At 38.7% G+C, this 22,394-nt stretch carries 19 protein-coding genes; 11 read left to right on the top strand and 8 right to left on the bottom strand.

Translation table 11 applies throughout. From position 1 onward, the window contains the following. Positions 1-22 precede the first annotated feature (22 nt). The 3 genes from PSF11_RS17330 to PSF11_RS17325 are packed head-to-tail and all read left to right on the top strand — an operon-like array spanning position 23 to position 2,042. Entirely contained in the window at positions 23-931 is a 909-nt protein-coding gene (locus tag PSF11_RS17330) for an IS481 family transposase (RefSeq protein WP_061064139.1), read from the top strand. Between the two features lie 38 nt (positions 932-969). Continuing rightward, positions 970-1,332 carry a Tox-REase-5 domain-containing protein gene (locus PSF11_RS21395; RefSeq protein WP_081368629.1) on the top strand — a complete coding sequence of 121 codons (363 nt, stop codon included), beginning with the start codon at positions 970-972 and terminating at the stop codon, positions 1,330-1,332. Positions 1,333-1,334: 2 nt separating this feature from the next. Continuing rightward, on the top strand, positions 1,335-2,042 hold the full coding sequence (locus tag PSF11_RS17325) for an Imm52 family immunity protein (protein ID WP_072502427.1): 708 nt from the start codon (positions 1,335-1,337) through the stop codon (positions 2,040-2,042). Positions 2,043-2,161: 119 nt separating this feature from the next. Here the strand turns inward: PSF11_RS17325 and PSF11_RS17320 are convergent, their stop codons facing one another. Continuing rightward, on the bottom strand, positions 2,162-2,413 hold the full coding sequence (locus PSF11_RS17320) for a hypothetical protein (protein ID WP_225829654.1): 252 nt from the start codon (positions 2,411-2,413) through the stop codon (positions 2,162-2,164). Between the two features lie 431 nt (positions 2,414-2,844). Here PSF11_RS17320 and PSF11_RS17315 point away from each other — a divergent pair, with 431 nt between their 5' ends. Next, complete coding sequence (locus tag PSF11_RS17315) at positions 2,845-3,321, top strand: GNAT family N-acetyltransferase (protein WP_004921602.1); 477 nt, start codon at positions 2,845-2,847, stop codon at positions 3,319-3,321. A 143-nt stretch (positions 3,322-3,464) separates the two neighbouring features. Here PSF11_RS17315 and PSF11_RS17310 read toward each other — a convergent pair whose 3' ends face one another. Continuing rightward, positions 3,465-4,358, bottom strand: coding sequence for a hypothetical protein (locus PSF11_RS17310; protein WP_014656367.1), 894 nt, complete (start codon positions 4,356-4,358; stop codon positions 3,465-3,467). A gap of 409 nt (positions 4,359-4,767) precedes the next feature. Here PSF11_RS17310 and PSF11_RS17305 point away from each other — a divergent pair, with 409 nt between their 5' ends. Continuing rightward, positions 4,768-5,709 (top strand): ATP-grasp fold amidoligase family protein, encoded by a 942-nt coding sequence (locus tag PSF11_RS17305; protein ID WP_014656368.1) that lies wholly within the window; start codon positions 4,768-4,770, stop codon positions 5,707-5,709. A gap of 67 nt (positions 5,710-5,776) precedes the next feature. Here PSF11_RS17305 and PSF11_RS17300 read toward each other — a convergent pair whose 3' ends face one another. Both PSF11_RS17300 and prpR read right to left on the bottom strand, forming a co-directional pair. Continuing rightward, a complete protein-coding gene (locus PSF11_RS17300) occupies positions 5,777-6,919 on the bottom strand; it encodes an MFS transporter (RefSeq protein WP_004921609.1) in 1,143 nt (380 codons plus the stop codon). Between the two features lie 659 nt (positions 6,920-7,578). After that, positions 7,579-9,168, bottom strand: coding sequence for a propionate catabolism operon regulatory protein PrpR (gene prpR / locus PSF11_RS17295; RefSeq protein WP_004921616.1), 1,590 nt, complete (start codon positions 9,166-9,168; stop codon positions 7,579-7,581). A 255-nt stretch (positions 9,169-9,423) separates the two neighbouring features. Between prpR and prpB the strand changes: the two genes are divergently transcribed. From prpB to PSF11_RS17265, 6 genes are all read left to right on the top strand, one after another. Continuing rightward, positions 9,424-10,308, top strand: a complete 885-nt coding sequence (gene prpB, locus PSF11_RS17290; RefSeq protein ID WP_040133335.1) for a methylisocitrate lyase — start codon at positions 9,424-9,426, stop codon at positions 10,306-10,308. Between the two features lie 46 nt (positions 10,309-10,354). Next, positions 10,355-11,518, top strand: coding sequence for a bifunctional 2-methylcitrate synthase/citrate synthase (gene prpC / locus PSF11_RS17285; RefSeq protein WP_036941124.1), 1,164 nt, complete (start codon positions 10,355-10,357; stop codon positions 11,516-11,518). Between the two features lie 14 nt (positions 11,519-11,532). Beyond that, positions 11,533-12,981: a bifunctional 2-methylcitrate dehydratase/aconitate hydratase gene (locus PSF11_RS17280; protein WP_004921626.1), complete on the top strand. Its 1,449-nt coding sequence runs from the start codon at positions 11,533-11,535 to the stop codon at positions 12,979-12,981. A gap of 995 nt (positions 12,982-13,976) precedes the next feature. Beyond that, positions 13,977-14,465, top strand: a complete 489-nt coding sequence (locus PSF11_RS17275; RefSeq protein ID WP_225829653.1) for a thiamine pyrophosphate-binding protein — start codon at positions 13,977-13,979, stop codon at positions 14,463-14,465. Beyond that, positions 14,417-15,610 carry a thiamine pyrophosphate-dependent enzyme gene (locus tag PSF11_RS17270; protein ID WP_225829652.1) on the top strand — a complete coding sequence of 398 codons (1,194 nt, stop codon included), beginning with the start codon at positions 14,417-14,419 and terminating at the stop codon, positions 15,608-15,610. The genes PSF11_RS17275 and PSF11_RS17270 overlap by 49 nt, the downstream gene beginning before the upstream one ends. A gap of 64 nt (positions 15,611-15,674) precedes the next feature. Then, the gene (locus PSF11_RS17265; protein WP_014656374.1) at positions 15,675-16,625 is read left to right on the top strand and encodes an AEC family transporter; all 951 of its coding nucleotides are present in this window, start codon (positions 15,675-15,677) and stop codon (positions 16,623-16,625) included. Positions 16,626-17,130: 505 nt separating this feature from the next. Here PSF11_RS17265 and PSF11_RS17260 read toward each other — a convergent pair. The 4 genes from PSF11_RS17260 to galM all read right to left on the bottom strand — a co-directional run bounded on the left by PSF11_RS17260 (position 17,131) and on the right by galM (position 22,386). After that, on the bottom strand, positions 17,131-18,090 hold the full coding sequence (locus PSF11_RS17260) for a hypothetical protein (RefSeq protein WP_225829651.1): 960 nt from the start codon (positions 18,088-18,090) through the stop codon (positions 17,131-17,133). Positions 18,091-18,320: 230 nt separating this feature from the next. Beyond that, positions 18,321-19,952 carry a sodium/sugar symporter gene (locus PSF11_RS17255; protein ID WP_014656376.1) on the bottom strand — a complete coding sequence of 544 codons (1,632 nt, stop codon included), beginning with the start codon at positions 19,950-19,952 and terminating at the stop codon, positions 18,321-18,323. Positions 19,953-20,205: 253 nt separating this feature from the next. Beyond that, positions 20,206-21,213 carry a substrate-binding domain-containing protein gene (locus tag PSF11_RS17250; protein WP_004921645.1) on the bottom strand — a complete coding sequence of 336 codons (1,008 nt, stop codon included), beginning with the start codon at positions 21,211-21,213 and terminating at the stop codon, positions 20,206-20,208. Positions 21,214-21,345: 132 nt separating this feature from the next. Continuing rightward, complete coding sequence (gene galM / locus PSF11_RS17245) at positions 21,346-22,386, bottom strand: galactose-1-epimerase (protein WP_036941133.1); 1,041 nt, start codon at positions 22,384-22,386, stop codon at positions 21,346-21,348. Between the last annotated feature and the right edge of the window lie 8 nt (positions 22,387-22,394).

Below are 22,394 nucleotides of genomic sequence, written 5' to 3'. Positions count from 1 at the left end.
TAATTGTAGCCGGAGGTCAGATATGATGAACATTAAAGCTAAACGAGATATTGCACATAAAACAAAAATCTTAAATCATGCCCGTGAGAGCAAAAATATTGCTAAAACTTGTCGTCATTTTGGGATCAGTAGAGAAACTTTTTATACTTGGAAAAGAGCTTATGAACGAGATGGCGAGAAAGGATTAATCAACAATAAACCCTGCCCTGAAAATCCAACCAGAAGAGTTGCAAAACACATCGAAGAGCTAGTTATTTATCTGCGTACGACTTACCATTTTGGTCCCCAACGTATCGCTTGGTATCTGCTGCGGTTTCATAATATCAAAATATCACGTTCTGGTTGCTATTATGTCTTGCTTAGAAATAAATTAAATCAACTCCCTCAAAATCAGCGAAGCCGCTCTAAACCACTATTTAAACGTTATCAGAAACAAGTACCAGGGCATCATGTTCAGGTTGATGTGAAGTTTCTATTTTTTAATACACCTGACGGGCAACGAATTAAACGTTTTCAATATACGGCGATTGATGATGCGACACGGATCAGAGCGCTTAAAATTTATGAGAGGCATAATCAGGCTAATGCCATTGATTTCATTAATTATGTCGTTGATAAATTTCCCTTTAGAATTAAAACGATTAGAACGGATAATGGACACGAATTCCAATCAAAATTTAATTGGCATATTCATGATTTAGGGATGGAACATGTTTATATCAGGCCAGCTACCCCAAGATTGAATGGGAAAGTAGAGCGTTCTCATTTAACAGATAAACAGGAATTTTATCAATTAATCGATTATAAAGATGATGTCGATTTACATGAAAAGTTAGCTGAATGGGAAGTATTTTATAATTGTCATCGTCCCCACTCAGCTCATGCTGGTAAAACACCGTATGAAGTGTTAAAAAATAAGCTTGGTTTTTAAGGCTAAGCGTCAGCCGAGGTTCTGAGTGACACAGGTCCATAACCTCAATTAATTACCAACAACGTATTTGCTCAACGACTTTAGGGTTAGAAGGTACACGGATATATATAAATGAATATAAATGTTTAGATGTCGCTTTTGATGGCTGGAAAGAAACTGAATGTTTGTTCCTAGAGGCTAAAGGTAAATACGACCAATTTTTTAAAGGAGATGGAGATCCTTGGTATGATGGCGTAGAAGATACCTTTAACCAAGGGACTCGACATCAATTTGTGATAGAATCATTAGAAAATGTCCTTATTGCCACTGGCATTTTCTGCAACCCAAAAGTGCTAGTTATTTTAAACAGAAATTTGCGAAATATTCAAATCTCAAAGTGTTTCACACACCTTAAGGACTAATTATGAAGATCTCATTAGATATAGAAATCTACTTAAATAAGAAAAATTATTCAATTCCTGATGTGGTAAATGATTATTTGTTTTTTTCAAAGTTTACAAATGAAATTGCAGGTCAGTCTAGCTGGTACCTTACTGGAAGCTCAAAGAAAGAAGCCCTTGAGAAGAAATTCATTGAAAATGATAATATAAACAAGGATATCGAACATAAATTTGTTGATAAACTAACAAAATCATCACCTATTTATGGCTCAGCAATCTGGAATGGAGATAAAAATAGGATACAAATAAGTAATTATCTAGCAAGAAGCTTTGATAATTATGATGTTAGCTTAAGCATGAAGTTGGAAAATAAGCAAAAATTACAATATGAAATTAAAAAATTAATATTAAACTTAATGGAAAATTATATTAAAGTAGGGAAGATATTAATTCATACAAATAAATATCACTTAAATGAAAAAAATGTTTTTCCGGACAGACTGCCCGTTGGTTGGATGCTTTATCTCAATAAAAAAATCACGCAAGAACAATTACCTATGGCGGCTGAACTTGTTGATATTGAAAATGAGAAAAATAGTGGCACACTAATTATCAGCACTGAACATATATTTGATGGTTCAAATAAAGACGATATCAAAAAAGCCAATGAAATCGAAATACAGCTCACTGCATTAGGACTACTTCCACTTTACTCCGAAATTTACAGCTAAGCGTAAAAAGGGAAAGATGAATTTATCAATTAGTTTAGATATCGAGCTACATGAAGAAATGTCAATTCCCTTATTAGTTGATATTTTTAGTCATATGATTTTAACATGTGAATCAATTACTAATGAAAAAGAGGACTCATGGTATTTAACAGGCGATACTCTTGAAGAAGCATTACAAAAGAAAGTGTCCACTCCCCATTCATAAGCACATTTTGTAAAAGAATATTGACCTCATCTTCACAATTTGCTGGCTCAGGATGTTTTTTACAAATACTATTTATTCTAGATAAATAATCATCATATCTATCTGTAGCGCCTAATACAGTACTACTCAATGATAATAGCATTGATATCACTAACCATCTTTTCATATCCATCCCCTTTGGTTTAATTCAAACTCTAATTCAATCATAACTATAAGGCTATAAAAACCTATTTAAAAGAAATTATTATTATAACTCACATATAACAAATAGACCTTCAACAACTTCACTGATTATTCTTATCTTCGAAACGTGTTTGTAGACTCACTTTAAAAATAATGAATACTCATTTTCAATAGGCTATGATGGGCAAAAGTAATAATTATTTTTTAGCTATATATCCATACACATATTAAAATTAATTTCATGTAACGACTCGAATACACCCGCATTCTGCCATTATTACTAACATAGCCAGATCTATTAATCAGTATAAAATACACCATTCTTATTATCACTCACAGAGCATTTAAAACGTATTAATAGTGCGACTCTGTTGATAAACTATTACAATAAAAAATAATAAGGTGATGATATACATGCTCCCTCCTGCTAATTTTATTACTTTAACCAGCGAAATGGTTGAAGAGTGCGCAAAACTTTACTGTGAAACCTACAGCTCTGCTCCTTGGTTTGAACAATGGCCATCACATCACCCCATAATTGAATTTATTACCCATCATTTAGGTAATAATTATTTTATGGGTTATGTTATACAGGTAGAAAAGCGCATTGTTGGTGCTTGCCTTGGTTTTAAAAAACCATGGAATCAAGGGGTTGAATACTATATTGATGAGCTATTTATTCATCCTGATTTTCAGGGTAAAGGGCTAGGTAGTGCATTTATGCAATATATCGAACAGCAATGCGTTACATGCAATCTTAACGCTATTATTCTAAATACTGAGAAAGGTTTTCCATCGGAAAGTTATTATCGCCGTAATGGTTTTACAGTGCATGAAGGCTTAATTATTCTATCCAAATGGGTGACGACTGATAACCATAAAACAAAATAGTCGCTCGACAGGCCTTATCTCTCTTTCCGCCCACCATTAAATAAACTTGATTGTGAATAATGGTGGACAAGAGGATCAGTCAATATAGAAATACTTTAATTTATTTTTATATACCATATAAAAACGCATAAAAGTGGTCATACCTAACCCGCATACTGTGCTATACCTGTATAACCTTTACCTTGATGTAGTTTATCGACTTTGCCAGTTGCTAAAGTGACCTGATAAACCCCGCCAAGTAAATCGGCAATATACATCAATTGAGCACTTTTATCGTACGTTAAGCCGATAGTTTCGTTAAAACCTCGGCAAATCACTCGATAATTAGCCAACCCATGCTCCGTCATTTCCGCACAATTTAGGCTATTACCATTTGGCTCCCCGCCCCTATCTGTCCAATACAGAATTTGCTTTTCTTCATCAATTAATAGGTCAATAGGCTCGGGAAGCTTGTCGAGTAATAATTCAATATCTTTCCTATCGGATGGATGATAATTGGCTTTTGGCTGTAATGGCACTCGAAATAAACGACCTAGCCCACCTTTTGCAGTACCTTTTTGTGTCCAATAGAGCCAATTATTTGCAACATCGAGGGCAATTCCCACACATTGGTCTAATATATCGACTTTACCTTGATTATTGCGTGGTCGTTCAACGTGAGTTTGTAAATCGGATCCATCGGTTTTGCATGAACTAATTTTCCCTCCTTCTCGGTCGCACCAATATAATCGTTGTGATTGTTGCTCAAGTTGAAGCTGTTTTGGCGTTCTGATTTGACCATTGCCTATCAGCATCTTTCTGGCTGTTCCATCAAAATTCATCACATTGATAGAGCCATCATCAGCATCAAAGTCATCTCCCATATTACTCCAGTAAATCAAACGTCTTACAGGATCAACATCTATACCATCAGGCGTACCACCCAACCCTTCAACGAGGTTGTGAGTCTCCCTCGTTGTTTTATTAAACTGTGTTATTGCAGGGTTGATTATATCGAGTAGCAATAAATAAGGCTGAGAAAATTCGTTAGTTTTCATCACTGTTACCTCATCATACATTTGATTAATTTTACGTTTTAAATATAGATGGTTAATCATTGATTAGCTAACTAATAGTTTCGAATTAAATTATTTCTTAAGGTTTAGCGGGGTTACGGGTGATACGATAACTTATCTCTAGGATCAACTTATTGAGTATAAAAATAAAACGATGAATTTTGATATAAAAAAGGATAAATCTTAGGTGTAATACCTTAGACGAGTTAAGGTTATTGATTTTTTGTTTATATTAAAAGCAACCTTAAGAAAAAATTAATTATAAAAGCAGATTTATTAACAATAGCCCTCATATTTAATATCTATTTATGTTTAAAGAAATATAATCTTCAAACAATTTCAAATTGTAAAAAAATATTAAAAATAACATAAAGAATGGTTGGCGACTCATATGAAAAAAGTCGAATATTTACTCAAAAAACTACGTTCGGTAGTTATCAGCGATAAGCTCTATCTCACTAATAAGTTTAGGAAAAAAATCGGTTATACCCCTAATTTTGATACTCCCAAAAGCTTTAATGAGAAAGTCAATTATCGGATGATATATGACCGAAATCCGTTATATACACAATTAGCCGATAAACTGGCAGTCAGGGAATATGTTTCTCGAAAAATTGGGGACCAATATTTAGTACCAATTTTAGCCACCTATAATGACGTTAATGAAATCAATATTGATAAATTACCAGAACGTTTCGTATTGAAATGTAATCATGATAGTGGTAGTAGTGTTATTTGTGTCAATAAAGCACAATTTAATCTACAAAAAGCGAAAGACAAGCTTTCATTTCACTTAATGAAAAATTTGTATTACATCACGCGTGAACGGCATTATAAAAATATTAAAGCCAAAATAATTTGTGAATCATATATTGATCTGTTTGCAAACAAAAATAGAAAGCTCATTCCTGAGACCTGTCGTATCCACTGTTTTGCAGGTAAACCAATGTACGCAGAGATCGACTATAGCGATGAGTTGGGTAATGAGTTTATTAATATCTATGATACGCAATGGCAGCTGCAACCTGTGACATTTGGCTATCCGAATATGTTAGAGCCCGTTGCAGAGCCTCCGTTATTCCAAGAGATGCTAAGGTTGGCTCAGCGGCTTGTCAGCCCTTTTGACTATTGCCGTGCTGACTTTTTGATGTCAGAAGACACATTATATTTTAGCGAATTGACATTTGCACCAAATGCGGGCCGCACAGTCATTCAACCTTTATCATGGGATTTTCGACTAGGGGAAATGTGGCAACAACGCATTGTTGGGGCGACAGGTAATATTGAGGTTGGTGAAACATTAGCGGCTATCTCTTTTAATAAAAAGAAATAGCCCTATTTAATCGATAAAAGCCGTGTTAACTCAATGAACAACACGGCTTTTGGCTTAAACTTTATAGTTAATTTGCCAATACACCCGCTTTACGACGCACACTGGCAATAAGCATATAAATTGTTGTAACCGTTAATACAATAAAGAAGAAGTTAACCAAACCATTGTGTTGCTCTAAGAAGGTTCCAGCGACTAATGGACCCACAGCAGATCCCACGCTATAGCTAAACAACATAACTTGAGTTGCCGCAACAATATAAGAAGAATCTAAATTGTCACAGGCCAACGTAATCGCAATTGGGTATAGTGCAAACGAAGACATCCCCAGCAGCGCCAATGCGACTATCATCACAAGGTAATCGTTAGAGATATAAATAATCCCCATTGCAAATACCCCCAGTAACGACACCATCGCTAACAGCAACGTTTTACTCATCATAATTGACAGTTTACTGACGACTGGCTGGATCAGCATACCGCCTAGAATAATTGATGCCATCAACACACCCACTTGTTGAGTGTTAAATGGGCCATTTTTTAATGATAAAGGCATTAACCCATAAATTGTTCCCATCAAAATTCCGGATGTCATACAACCAATCATTGCAGGCTTACTGAGACGAGCAATTTTTTTCAATGATAGTTTTTGATGCGAATCACATGCTGGTTGCCCCTGACGAAATAACAGTGGTGGTAAAACGGCAAGCAGTAATAGCCCAAGCACAACCATAAATGGATAAGCGCCTTGAGTGCCAATAACACCAATAGCCAACTGCCCCAATGTGGTTCCACCATAAAGAGATGTCATATAAAAACTGAGGCGTTTCGCTCGCTCTTTAGGGCTGTCACCAATCAGGAGCCACGATTCAACAACCACGAAAATCCCAGCGACGGCAATCCCCGCAATCAAACGGTTTGGTAACCAAGCAGAAATGTTCGGTGTCCACGGCAAAATAACCACGGTTGCCGCCAACATTAATAAAAAAGCAATAAATGAGAGACGATGACCTATTTTAGCAATAATAGGTTCGATCATCATTGACCCAATTAATAAACCAATATAGTAGGCACTAGCTAACCAGCCCGCATAACTTGTATCGATATTAAAGCCCCCCATTGATAATGGGATAAGGCTCATTAGATACCCCGAAGCAATTGCAAAAATGGTCAAGCCCGCGACAGGTACAAATGTACTGTCTTGTTTGCGCATTAATGTAGAGGCCTGTTTCACGACCTACTCTCCCACTGACAAAATAAATAATGACTCGCCATCATTCAAATAACAGCATTGTTGACTGGGTTTATTCGCACTAGTCACATTGTTACTTAATGCACTTAACCATTCAGACTTGGCCAACTAACTACAGATTGAATTATTTTGAGTCTCTGCGCTGCATTCATCGGGGGGCCACGCGGCAATATTGAGTACCCAAAAGATACCCAGTCCGGCGACTAGTGCAGGTGTTTAAATAAAAATGGTAAGACTAATTTGGCGGCAATATAGAACTTTAATGGGGTAAATTAAAATGAGAAAAACTAATGCTCACTAGTAAAAATATTTATGTGAGAAAAATCACAATTTTTCTTGGGAAAGTGTTGTTGGCCGCAAAGGCAATAAAAATAAAAATAAAAATACCTTTTAAAACAACGAATTAAAAGCAAGCCCTTCAATAAAAGCAATAGCACTGATTGATTGAATTTTAACCACAATCGTATTGATAAATTTTATTGGTTATCTATTAAAAAATATTTTATTACAATATTGTGCTGCGCCATTTGATCATTAAAGATACTTACTAGGATTAATTATCTTTTTTATTCATTTTTATAATTGAAAATCGTATTTATCGGCAATTAACGTCGTTTGAATTAATTTTGTTCGTTTTCCTGTTTTAATCTCCGCCATAATGTTGTGCGGCTTATTCCTAAATAACGTGCAACGGCTTGTCTATCCCCTTTAAAATAATCCATCACCTCAGAAAGTGAGGCACCGACTTGCTTAGCTTGTGTAAAATCCGCCGTCACCGTTTCACGTTCAGGCGATAAACTTACCAACATCGTTTGCGTAATCGCTTTATCTGGATATGCGCTGCAATATAACGCCACTCGTTCCATTAAGTTGCGTAATTCACGCACGTTACCCGGCCATAAATAGTGCTTAAAAAAATCACGGCAACTAAATAGTTGCTGAACTCTAAATGCGGGCAGTGATTGTTGTAAGCCAGCAAATGCCAGTTTTAGTAGCCGCTCTGCTAGCATATAGATATCCTCTCCGCGTTCATGTAATGAAGGTACTTTCATGCGTAAAACACCCAGTCGATAAAATAAATCGGCTCTAAAACGCCCTTCTTTTACCCAATTATCAAGGTCACAGTGGGTCGCACAAATGACACGGACGTTCACCTGTAATGGGCGATATCCGCCAATACGTACCACCGTCATTTCTTCCAATACCCTTAACAACCGAGTTTGCAACGCTAATGGCATTTCCCCTATTTCATCTAAAAATAAGGTGCCGCCATTTGCCATTTCAAATAAACCTGCTCGCCCTCCGCGCCGAGAGCCAGTAAATGCTCCTTCTTCATAGCCAAATAGCTCTGCTTCTAATAAATTTTCAGGGATAGCACCACAGTTGACAGCAACAAATGGCATAGGTGCCTTTCTTTTATGCTGATTAAATAATCGATATTCATGATGGATAGCTTGCGCCACCATTTCCTTTCCTGTGCCACTTTCCCCTTGAATTAACACTGTTGCCTCAGAGCGCGCGTAAAGCATAATCTCTTGGCGTACTCGTTCCATTAAAGGGGAAGCACCAATTAAGTCATTGATTGTATGTCGTACTTTGGTTGTGTTTTCTGGCTGATAACCGATTGGTGTGGTTTTTTGATCGTAAGAAATGCGACTTAATTCAATAGCATCGTAAAAAGCTTGGCGTATTGTTTCGGTTGAATAAATAAAGATCCCCGTCATTCCCAACTCTTGGGCAAGATCCATAATCAGCCCTGCACCAACAACCACATTGATCCCCATGGCTTTTAATGACTTTAATTGCGCCCTTGCATCCTCTGCGGTGATATAGCTACGTTGTTCAATGCGCAAACCAAAGTTTCTTTGAAACTCATCTAATGAAGGGATAATTTTTTGATAATTAATAATGCCAACTTTATGACTGATCTCACGTGCTTTCGCGAGCGCTTGCATCACATCGAACCCACTGACTTTAACGATGATCACCGGAACCGATACGTGACTTTTTAAGTAAGCGCCATTTGAACCAGCACTAATTATTGCATCACAATGCCCGGTTTTGAGCCGTTCACGCACCTCTTCTGCCGCCTGCTCAAACCCCATATTGAGTGGTGTTATCTCCGCTTGAGCGCTAAATTCTGGGCTGATATCACGAAATAGTGTAAATAATCGAGAGACAGAAACTGTCCAAATAATTGGTTTTTGCATAAGTTTGATCCTGAAACCCAATTACGTTTCATATAATGTTTCAATAGACATTAGCACTGTTTCATTGAAACAACACAATGGCTTTATACAAAACTCCAAGTTAGCTCACAAAAACAACACTATTCACATCTAATTGATTTTCAATAAATAAAATAATTATCCCATTATTCGGCGATTATGGCACGGCACTTGCTACGCATAATTAAAACAAACTCAGCTACACTTTATTAGCACTTTGATAACATGAGGCTTTCTATGTCATCTATTTCAGCCGGACAAGCGTTTCGTAATGCATTGGATAGTGAAACACCTCTACAGCTAGTTGGCACGATCAATGCCAATCATGCCTTACTTGCCCAGCGTGCAGGTTACAAAGCCATTTATCTTTCTGGTGGTGGCGTAGCGGCTGGCTCTTTAGGCTTACCCGATTTAGGAATTTCCACTTTAGACGATGTTTTAATTGATATTCGGCGCATCACCGATGTGTGTGATCTCCCTTTAATGGTAGATGCCGATATTGGTTTTGGCCCCTCCGCATTTAATGTCGCTAGGACAGTGAAATCTATCTATAAAGCAGGTGCAGCCGGTCTACATTTAGAAGATCAGGTCGGAGCAAAGCGTTGTGGTCACCGACCAAACAAAGAAATAGTCTCTACACAAGAGATGGTTGATCGCATTAAAGCTGCGGTCGATGCGCGTGTTGATGATAATTTTGTGATCATGGCTCGGACTGATGCTCTCGCTGTTGAAGGGTTAGAGGCCGCTCTAGAAAGAGCGCATGCCTATATCGAAGCGGGGGCTGATATGCTCTTCCCTGAGGCAATAACCGAATTAAGCATGTATCAACAATTCGTCAATCATACTCAAGTACCTGTCCTTGCCAATCTGACTGAGTTTGGGAAAACCCCACTCTTTACCCTTGATGAGTTACGCAGTGTTGGCATTGCGATTGCGCTGTATCCCCTTTCTGCTTTCCGTGCAATGAATAAAGCCGCAGAGCAGGTTTATACCACTTTACGTCAAGAGGGTACGCAAAAAAGTGTTGTGCCAATCATGCAGACCCGTGACGAGTTGTACCAAAGTATTAACTATTACGATTATGAACAAAAATTAGATGCCTTATTTTCACAACAGAAATAATTAATTCAATAAAACACGTTGTGTAAACCCTACAAAGGATGATCCGATGACTGAACAACTGAACACTTCTAACACATCGCAATTTAAACCCAAAAAATCCGTTGCACTTTCAGGTATCGCGGCGGGGAATACCGCACTTTGTACTGTCGGTAAAAATGGCAATGATTTGCACTACCGAGGCTATGATATACACGATCTCGCTACTCAGTGTGAATTTGAAGAGGTTGCTTACCTCCTCATTCATGAAAAGCTCCCCACAAGCTCTGAATTAACGGCTTATAAAGAAAAATTAAAGGCATTAAGGGGCTTACCCGCCAGTGTAAAACAAACCTTAGAATCAATCCCTGCAAATGCCCATCCCATGGATGTGATGCGTACAGGCGTTTCTGTCATGGGTTGTGTTTTACCTGAAAAAGAGGCGCACACATTAGCCGGAGCCAAAGAGATTGCTGACAGGTTACTTGCCTCTCTCGGCTCCATGCTGCTGTATTGGTATCACTTTAGCCATCATGGACGCCGAATTGAAACAGAAACCGATGATGAGTCGATTGGCGCACATTTTCTGCATCTTTTACACGGTAAGAAGCCACCAGCGCAGTGGGAACGTTTCATGCACATAGCCTCTATTCTCTACGCTGAACATGAATTTAATGCCTCCACTTTTGCTGCTCGTGTCATTGCCGGAACAGGCACCGATTTTTACTCTGCAATAACAGGAGCAATCGCAGCATTACGTGGGCCTAAGCATGGTGGAGCAAATGAGGTTTCTTTAGAGATACAACAACGCTATGCCTCTATTGAGGAAGCGGAACGCGATATTATGGCGCGTCTCGCTAAATCAGAGGTGATCATCGGCTTCGGTCATCCCGTTTATACCCTTGCAGATCCCCGTCACCCCATTATTAAATCGGTAGCACTGCAACTGTCTGAGCAAAATTTAAACCGTCAACTTTATGATATCGCACACCATTTAGAGTCGGTGATGAAGCGTGAAAAAAATATGTTCCCGAATTTAGATTGGTTCTCCGCAGTCACTTATCATTTGATGGGAATTCCGACCGCCATGTTTACCCCACTGTTTGTTATGGCACGAACCGCAGGTTGGTCCGCACACATCATCGAGCAGCGCCAAGATAATAAAATTATTCGCCCTTCTGCTAACTATATTGGCCCAGAAAACAAACTATTTACTCGCATGGAACAGCGTTAATAAGGATCATATCAATGACAACAGCTACCTTAAATCAGCAAGAATTCGATAAAGTGATCAGTGATATCGTCGATTATGTCACCGAATATCCCATCGTCTCTGACTTAGCTTATGACACCGCCTATTATTGCTTTCTAGACACGCTTGGTTGCGGTATGGAGTCGCTCGAGTATCCTGCATGTAAAAAATTGCTCGGTCCTATCGTTCCAGGTACGGTCGTGCCTAATGGCGCAAAAGTACCTGGCACGCAATTTCAACTCGACCCTGTACAGGCCGCTTTCAATATTGGCACCATGATCCGCTGGTTAGATTTTAATGATACTTGGCTTGCAGCTGAGTGGGGCCATCCCTCTGATAACTTAGGCGGTATTCTCGCGGTCGCGGATTGGTTATCGCGAGAAGCGCTCGCAAAAGGTAAACCACCTTTAACAATTCGGCATGTGCTCACCGCTATGATCAAAGCACATGAAATTCAAGGATGTATCGCCTTAGAAAATGCCTTTAATAAGGTAGGGCTTGACCATGTTATTTTAGTCAAAGTAGCCTCTACCGCCGTCGTAGCACAGATGTTAGGACTCAATCGCGAAGAGATATTAAATGCGGTATCCCTCGCTTGGATTGACGGCCACAGTTTACGTACTTATCGACATGCACCAAATACAGGTTCGCGTAAATCATGGGCTGCGGGGGATGCAACCTCTCGAGCAGTTCGGCTAGCTCTTATGGCACAAAAAGGTGAAATGGGCTATCCCAGCGCACTAACCGCAAAAACATGGGGCTTCTATGATGCGCTGTTTAATGGGCAAGCTTTCCGTTTCCAACGCCCCTATGGCTCTTATGTTATGGAGAATGTGCTGTTTAAAATTTCGTTCCCTGCTGAATTCCATGCACAAACTGCGGTGGAAGCTGCATTACAACTGCATGAGCAATTAAAATCACTTGGTAAAAGTGCTGATGATATTGAGAGCGTATCGATACGCACCCATGAAGCTTGTGTACGGATTATTGATAAACAAGGGCCACTTAATAACCCAGCTGACCGAGACCACTGTATTCAATATATGGTTGCGATCCCATTGATTTTTGGGCGTTTAACCGCTGCTGACTATGAAGATAATATTGCTAATGACCCACGTATTGATAACTTACGTAGCAAAATAGTTTGCCGTGAAGAGCCTAGCTTCACACAGGATTACCATGATCCTGAGAAGCGCTCTATCGCCAATGGGTTAACGATTAAGCTTAAAGATGGTCAATGCCTTGATGAAGTATTAATCGAATACCCAGTTGGCCACAAACGTCGCCGTAAAGAAGGGATCCCTCTACTATTAAAGAAATACAGGACCAATCTAGCGCGTCAGTTCCCTGAAACGCAACAAAGACGAATTCTTGCTGCATCACTTGATAAGCCATTGCTTGAAGCGATGCCGGTCAATGCGTTTATGGACTTGTTTGTTATTTAATCATTATGATCAAATATGGGGACCCCTGTCCCCATAATCGACTCATTCCCAATTTTCTTAAATGAAATATCCCTTTAATAGCGATAGATTTTAGTTTTAATTCTATTGAATAAACCTAAAAGGATATTATGCACCGATTTCCTATGGTTACTTTAATACTCGTAGCTTCTGCAACTGCCTATGCAGATACTTGTGATAATTTTGTGGTTGATACTGGTTTTATCATATGAATTACCTTTGATTCAATATGTACACATTTAACAGTGAGTCCAATATTACTTTTCAAAATCAGCGAAGCCGACCTCCATTTTTATTTTAATCCATCAAAAGCAATTATCGGTTCATCTGTTAAAAGTTAATGTTAATTTACGTTATCTTAATGCGTTAGATGGAAAAAGAATTAATTATTCCCAATATACAGCAATCAGTGATGCAGCACCGATAAAAACAGTTAAAATTCATAAATAGCACAGTTAAACGAATGTGATTGATTTTATTAACAAACTCATCTAAATAAAAATTAGAACAGACAATGGAAATAAACCTTAAAATTCAATTTATTGATTTTATGGACAATGTTTACTTAAATAAAAAACCAACTGATAAAATACCTTATAAGATATAAAAAAAATAAACTTAGCCTATAAGAAAAGCAATCATAAATAGACAAAATAAACGCAACATTATGTTTATTTGAATTAATCTTTACACCATATCAAACAAAACCACTCAATAAATAATAATCAAAAGTAAATAGTTATTAAATCTAAAACAAATCTATTAATGATTGCGTTAATGTTTATAAATATCAATAGAGTTAATATTAAAATATTATAACTTCATTACATCTTAAATAACTGGTGTTATGATAAATAATCAAGCAACTAAACGAAATTAGATAGTTAACACTCTTCAAAATGCCATTGTTGTTTTTCATTTAGCTAGAACCTGCATGACCAATATTAACTTTTATTGATTTAAGGAATTAGTACGATATGAAGACAAAAACTATCCGTGACGTCACCTTTGATTTATTACGTCAGCTTGAACTAACGACTTTATTTGGTAACCCAGGCTCAACAGAGGAGACTTTTTTAAAAAATTTCCCTAAAGATTTTCGTTACATTCAAACATTACACGAATCATCAGCGGTTGGTGCTGCCGACGGCTATGCTCAGGCGACTCGAAAACCAGCTATCGTCAACGTCCATACCTCCGCAGGCCTAAGTAACTCAATGAGTAATATTATGACTGCGGCACAGAATAAAACACCATTAATTATTACTGCGGGTAATCAAACTCGTGAAATGTTGTTAATGGAACCTTGGTTAACCAACGTTTCACCAACAGAACTGCCTAAACCTTGGATAAAATGGAGCTATGAACCTGTCAGAGCAGAAGATGTACCCGCTGCATTTATATGCGCGCTTATGCAATGGCATTACAACCACCTGCTGGTCCTGTTTTTTTATCCATTCCGCTAGATGATTGGGATAAACCTGCATTAGGTGATGCTGTAGTACGCACTGTTGCATCACAATTTGCGCCAGACCCTATCCGGATTTCTCAATTTGCCGATAAGCTATCAACGGCTAAAAATCCAGCACTTATATATGGTTCTGGTATTGCTCGAGGGAAAGGCTGGGATATTGGGATCCAATTAGCAGAAAAATTGAATTGCCATGTATTCAGTGCCCCCGCGTCAGAGGTGCCCTCATTCCCTGAGAACCATCCTCTTTATGCTGGCGGATTGCCTTTTGCTATTCAACCGTTATCAGAAAAATTGAAAGGCTATGATGTCGCTATTGTTATTGGCGCACCGATATTTCGCTATTATCCTTATGTGGAAGGCGAATATATTCCCGAGGGGTTAAAATTACTGCATATTACTGATGACCCTAATGAATCTGGAAGAGCTCCTGTTGGTGATAGTTTGTTATCTAGCCCGGTGTTAGCACTGGAAGCATTACTCAATCTAGTGCCAAAACGCTCAATAACACCGCCTAAAGTTCCGCAACAACATCACAGAATGTCACCTCACCCAGCAGCACCGCCATTACCACATAAAGGTCAACAGCTTTCTGCATTAGAATTATTTCAAGGGTTACGTGAGTTTACTCCCGAAAATACTGTGTTAATCGAAGAATCACCCTCTAATCTTGGTGAATTGCATACCGCATGGCCTATTGATAAGCCAGACTCTTTCTACACTTTTGCAAGCGGAAGCCTTGGCTGGAATTTACCCGCAAGTATTGGTATCGCATTAGCAGAAAGAGATAGCGGTAGAAATCGTCCTGTTCTAGCCATTATCGGTGATGGTTCTTTGCAATATTCAATTCAAGGCCTATGGACAGCTGCTCAACTTAAGCTACCTATATTGTTTGTTGTACCACGAAACTATGAATATGCGATCTTGAAATCCTTTGCTGAATTAGAAGATTCCCCAGGCGTTCCGGGCCTTGACTTGCCTGATATAGATATCACTTCTTTAGCTAAAGGTTATGGTTGTGTTGGCGTACGTGCTGAAACAATAGATGAGATAAGCCAAATATGTAAGGTGGCATTTTCACGTTCAGTTCCTACCGTGATTGAAGTTCCTATTATTCCTACGACACCTCCTTTGTTGTAATTAAATAAACTTGAGGCGCAATGCGTGTTATTGCGCCTTTTTTGCGTATAAAAGAGGTTATCTAATGTTAGATACTATTATTACAGCGTTACTGCCTATTGTGGTTACTCTTTTACTCGGATATTTTGCAGGGTATCGACATGACTTCAATAAGGATCAAGCCACTATATTAAATAAAATGGTTATGTTGTATGCCTTACCATTATTGCTATTTGCAGGAATATTAAGTACTCCATTAACAGAAGTAATCAATAACGTTGATGTTTTCTTGTGGATATTCGTGGGCATGGTGGTGGGGTTTCTTGCTGTTTTCCTTATTTCCCGCTTCATCTTCAAATCTAGCGCTCGTTTAGCCGCATTACGTTCCATTGCTATTGCCGGTCCTGCTGTACCTTTTGTTGGAACCCCTGTATTAGGCGTTCTGTTTACTACAGATGCTGATATTGCAATTGCCGTCGGTAGCTTATTAATGAATTTAATTCAGGTTCCATTAGCATTAGTCTTTTTAGTTGGTGGCGATTCTGACAACACATCAACAAATAAGAAAAGTGTATTTTCAATTGTTGCTAACAGTATAAAAAATGCGTTAATGCAACCTGTCGTATGGGCACCTATCCTAGCTTTTATTTTATTACTGATTGGATTGGATATGCCTAAGTTTTTAAAAGGTTCATTTATTTTATTAGGTCAAGCAACTGGTGGAGTGGCATTATTTGCTGTAGGCGCTGTTCTCTATGCACAAAAAGTGAGTTTTTCTCTATCTGTTATCATAAACGTTCTGAGTAAAAATATTCTATTACCTTTAATTATACTGGTAATTATGATGGCGTTACATATACCTCATGTCGAGCGAGGCTTAGTGTCTGTAACACTGGCTATCCCTACAGCATCAATAGCGGTTATTTTTGCGGTGGAATATAAAACAGGGGAGCAAGAAATGGCATCAACACTATTTTGGAGTACCATTTTATCAGTTATTACAATGGGTGGCTTTATTTGGTTTACAGGAAGTTAAGTTAATTCAACGCTAAACCGATTGAAATTAAACGACCATGGCAGAATGTCAATTTTTCCTCTTACAGACAATACTCTTAAAAGTCTTTCCATGGTCGTTATTTGCATCTGCTTTGCGGTTTCTACTCGTCATCTCTGGCACTGCAAATTTTCGAATACCGTTTTCAAGTGACTCACTACATCGGCATAAAGCTCATCCAACAGTCAAAAAGGAGCCATACGTTATTTCATTGGTAAAATACTCTCGAAAACACCGCCTTTAAAAATATAGCCTATATGTATGATCACGGATATGACGTTGTTATGGATAAAGAAAAAGCGAATTATTATTTAGCACAAGTCAAACTCACAAAAGTTGTGAATACTCTTTCTACCAATACTATCCCTGCCAGATTTATACTGATAAAAAGTAAATGCCCATTAAGATATTAACCCGTGGCTAAATAGATATAACGCTATTTACCACGGCTCTATTCATTTATTATTTCAATTTCTATAGGGTGACTCTATTCTTTCTCTAGCCCATTAATCCGTAGCCACCCTGTTGTAAACGTTCCAGTATTAGGGTTAGTGTAACTTGCGTAAGCAAAACCGGGAAACTCTTGCGCACTAAATAGCCATACTGAATCCCCTTCAATGACATAAGGCTGTCCAGGTTTTTCGCAAGCTAAGGCTGGGTCTTCATAAAAGTAGAGGCGTTTTTCTTTAACTCTATAATTCCCTTTTGATGGCTCCTCAAGCTTATAATAGATATCCTCAGGCTTGGATACGGATTCCACATTTAACCAACCTCTCGCTCTACCATAACTTACAAAGACATATTCATTTTCCTCATCATCAATCATAGAGTTAGCTAGTTGATTAAAAACCTTCACCTTATCATTAGGTATTACAAAATTAATATTACTCTTGCATTCTGGTGTTGGAGCGGAGTGGAAATATGCTTTTTTTTCGCCAACGACCACCCATGTATCTGATTTAGGTGAAAAAAATTCAGAGCCGATCTGCTCGCGCCGTTGAGAGCAAAACTGTTCTCTTTTAATGCAGTTTTGATATTGCTCCCCTAACTTTTTATCAAACGCCAATTGCTTTAATTTCCGACCATCACTATCTGTCATCCATAACGTATTTGATCTCAGTAAATAACTTAAAGTGCCTATTGGCCTTTGTAATTGCTCTCCCGGAAGATAATCGCTACAACTGTCGATTATGCCTATTTCTAATATATTTTCGTCTTGATAACTGGCATCCATAGAGACTCTATCGGAAGACTTTTTATATTTTACGGCGGGTGGATAATTTGAACTAAGAATAAGATTTTCTAGCTCGGAATAACAATAATATGACACCTCTTCATTCAGAAATTGAAGGTAACTTTCATCATCTTGGGCATATTCATTTGCACTGACTGATATCGAATGTAGAGTTGTAGTCAGCAAAACTGCAATTTTTAATAAATGGCGCATATACATTCCTTGTTACCCTGAGTAATAACATGTTCATTAAACTGGCCAATATAACGCGTTTACTCATGACATATTAAAACAAAATATTCAGAAATACCCTCCGATGATTGACAAATTATTGGTGTATTATTCTTTTACTTTCCCAATAAAATAAGAAATCAACACCTAAAACTTTATTTATTCGATCTAAAACGGGGACATCTGTCCCCGTTATTGATCAAGCCCATGTCTTACCAAAACAGCGCATACAGTACACACAAGATAATCATGATTGCATAAGAAGCAACGTTGAAGCCTGTTGATGTTTTAAAAGTTTCTGATGTCAGGATAATTGCACCTCGGCTATCATCTTCTTTTGATGTTGTTAAGCTGATCAGCCCAATCACTACCGCAGTAAAGAAGAAGGTATACATCATCTGGTCAAGGAATGGCATACCTAAAGGCATTAACTTCAAGAATAATGCAAACGGAATAGAAAGAAGCACACCAATAATTGCCCCTTTTGCATTCGTTTTTTTCCAGAACAACCCTAACAAGAAGACGGCTAAAATACCTGGGCTAACTAAACCTGTATATTCCTGGATATATTGGAAAGCTTGGCCAATATTCCCCAGTAATGGAGCAATAAAGCAGGCAATAATTAATGCCACGACCGCACTGACTCGACCTACATTAACTAATTTATGATCGCTGGTCGAAGGCGCAATATACTCTTTATAGATATCCATCGTGAAAATGGTTGCGACCGAGTTCAACATTGACGCTAATGATGAAACAATTGCAGCAGCCAATGCCGCAAATACAACCCCTTTCGCTCCGACAGGTAAGAATTGCGTTAACCATGGATAGGCTTTATCGGCCTGTGCGAGCGTTGGAATATGCTCTTGGGCCATTGTACCAAGTCCCGCAAGTAATTGTGGATCAGTGACAATCACATACGCTGCAATCCCTGGAACAACAACAAGGATAGGAACAATTAATTTCAAGAAGGCAGCAAAAACCAGACCTTTTTGTGCTTCATTGATAGATTTAGCCGCTAAAGCGCGTTGGATAATATATTGGTTGAAACCCCAATAATACAAGTTAGCGATCCACAAACCACCAATCAACACCGCAATACCCGGTAAATTGCTAAACTGAGGGTTATCTTGGCTTAAAATCATTTCAAAATGCTGGGGAGCTTCACTAACCATACGGCTCATACCTGCCATGATCCCTGCATCACCACCGATGTAACTCACCGCCATGATAGCCGTCAGTAAGCCACCCAAAATAAGGAAGAAGACTTGAACAACATCGGTCCACGCCACTGCCGATAGACCACCATAAAGAGAGTAGGCAATAGCAAACAGCGCCAAACCCAATATTGCATAAGACATTGGAATGCCAAGGATAGTCTGTAGAGCCAACGCACCTAAATAAAGAACAGATGTTAAGTTAACAAAGACAAATAAAGCTAGCCAAAATACTGCTAAAATCGTTTTTAACGTACGATTAAACCGTTTTTCAACGAATTCAGGGATAGTAAAAATACCCTTATCGATAAAAATAGGCATGAAATATTTAGCAACAATAATTAGTGTTAACGCAGCCATCCACTCATAAGAGGCAATCGCTAATCCGATAGAAAACCCTGAACCTGACATACCGATAAACTGCTCGGCAGAGATGTTTGCAGCTATTAATGAAGAGCCAATAGCCCACCACGGTAATGTTTTTCCTGCTAAGAAATAGTCTTTAGTGCCTTTTTTCTCGCCTTTTTTATTACGAGAAACCCATAAACCGACTGATATGATAATAAGCACATACAGGATAAATATCCCGTAGTCTAATGTGCTCAATCCAACGCCTTCTGTATGCATGATCAAGTTCCTTCACCTTCACCAAATGATTCACCATTAGTGTAAACGTTACCATTGCATATCACTGTTAGATTAATCACAGATTTTTATAATAGATTAATTTTATCAACGAAATGTCAAATAATTGTATGTTATTTAACACATTAAAGGCGATTTTACGTACATAAAATGTCCGATTTTGGATTTTTTGAGAAAAAATGTCTCTGGTGGGTTAACGCCATCAAAAGGTATGATAACGTTTACATTGTTGAGGTCATGAGGTTTTCAATGGACGTACAGAGTTACGCTGTACCAGTGTAGGGGAATAGATTAAACCACCAGCCTCTATATTTTCATTACGTGCTAAAGCAAGCGCTAATTCAGTGGCACGTTCAGCCATCATTTGGATAGGATAACGAATGGTTGTTAAACGTGGGTGAATATAACGGGCAATCAGTACATCATCAAAACCAATCACGGATACCTGCTCTGGGGAATGAATGTCATTTTCATCAAGTACTGCAATTGCCCCCGCGGCCATAAAATCGTTATACCCGACAACCGCGGTGATCTCTAAGGACTTAGTCAATAGATTAGTCATCGCCTGCTCACCACCCTCACCATAAGGCTTGCCATATTCGATATAGCTTTCAGGTAATGAAATTGCATGTTTTTTCAATGCATCACGATAGCCAAGTAACCGCTGTTCAGCGTCTTCTATTTTATGATCCGATGAAATATAAGCAATTTTAGTATGGCCTTGGCGGATCAAGTGCTCAGTGGCAAGATAGGCACCCTTGTAGTTATTCAACGAAATACAGCGATCAGCAATCGCCTCAATACGTCGATTAATCAATACCATGCTAGGAACTTCTTCGGCAAATTCTATCAGCTCTTCGTCTGACAACGCTTTAGAGTGAATAACGAGGGCATCACAGCGATTATTGATCAGCAATTCGATAGATTGGCGCTCTTCCTGCGCCGTGTGATAACCATTACAAATTAAAATGTGTTTACCATTTTTGTGGGCAACCGCATCAACCGCTTTGACCATCGTACCAAAAAAAGGGTCTGAGACATCATTCACCAATACCCCAATGGTGTTAGAACTTTGATTTACCAATGCGCGAGCGGCTGCATTTGGACGATAACCGAGTTTATTCATGGCACTTTTAACCGCAGCAATCGACATTTTGCTTGCCTTCGGTGATTGATTAATCACTCGAGAAACTGTCGCCACCGACACTCCCGCTTCTCTTGCTACATCTTTGATCGTTGCCATTTTTTACCTCTAAGTTCAGTCGATGCCATTAAACAATGCATTAGTATAAAAAACAATGGGGTATATTATAGATACGATGACCCTACTTTTAATATAGTAATATGAAAAACGCCGCATGAGGCGGCGTTACTCTCAGAAAATAAAGTGATAGCTCGTTTTCTGGTGATATATTTGATTTGGCTGTGAAATACCGCTGTATTGCTCCCCCCATTCAGGGTGGTTAACGGCATCCGGTGGAAACTGAGTTTCAAAGGCCACACCTGAAAACGGGGTATAATGACGTGATTTTCCCGGAACCGAAATCAAATAATTCCCTGTATAAACTTGCATTGCTGGCAAAGTTGTTGCGATATCCATTCGAACATCACCTTCTGGTGAAAAGAGTGAAGCGACCGTTTGCTCACCATCCGTAAGCTCTGGAGCCAAGATCATCGCATGATCATAACCACCAACTGCTTTTTGATCATCGTCTTGCAAAAAATCATAGCCTATACGCTTTTTACGACGAAAATCGAAAAACGTCTCAGAAACATCACGCCATTCGCCTGTTGGGATCCCCCCCTTATCGGTAGGCAGATAATGGGTGGCCGCTAGTTGTAAATCGTGCTCTAAGGCCGTTCTCGCCGAATCTTCCCCTGCTAAATTAAAATAAGCATGATTGGTTAAATTTACAGGGCACAACTCACTCACTTGTGTACGATAGTCGATAATGACTTTATTTTCATCCGTTAATATATAGCGGACTTCAGCTTGTAATTCCCCAGGAAATCCCTGATCGCCATCTTCTGAAACCAACGAAAAAATTGCCTCATATGGGTTAATTTGAGTCACCTTCCAAACACGATAACTAAAATTATCCCGACCGCCATGTAAACAGTGTTCACCTTGATTACTTGTCACCTGATACTCACGACCTGCTAAATTAAAACGGCCATGTGCAATCCGGTTCGCAACTCGCCCAACGGTTGCACCTAGATAAACGCCTTGATCCATTTGGGCCGCCATATTCGGTGAACCGAGTAAAACATCACGTTTACCTGCCGACATGGGTAATATGCAGCTTATCCAACTTGCTCCCAAGGTTGACAATAAAATTTTCATGCCATGTCTGTTGGTCAATGCAATCACTTTAGATGCACGTGCCACATACCCTTGGTCTTTCGATAACTGCATTCTTTTCT

The sequence above is a fragment of the Providencia sp. PROV119 genome, assembly GCF_028482435.1.
GTDB classification, from domain to species: Bacteria; Pseudomonadota; Gammaproteobacteria; order Enterobacterales; family Enterobacteriaceae; genus Providencia; species Providencia stuartii.
The sequence above is the reverse complement of the archived record's forward strand: the minus strand, read 5'-3'. Positions and strand labels throughout refer to the sequence as shown.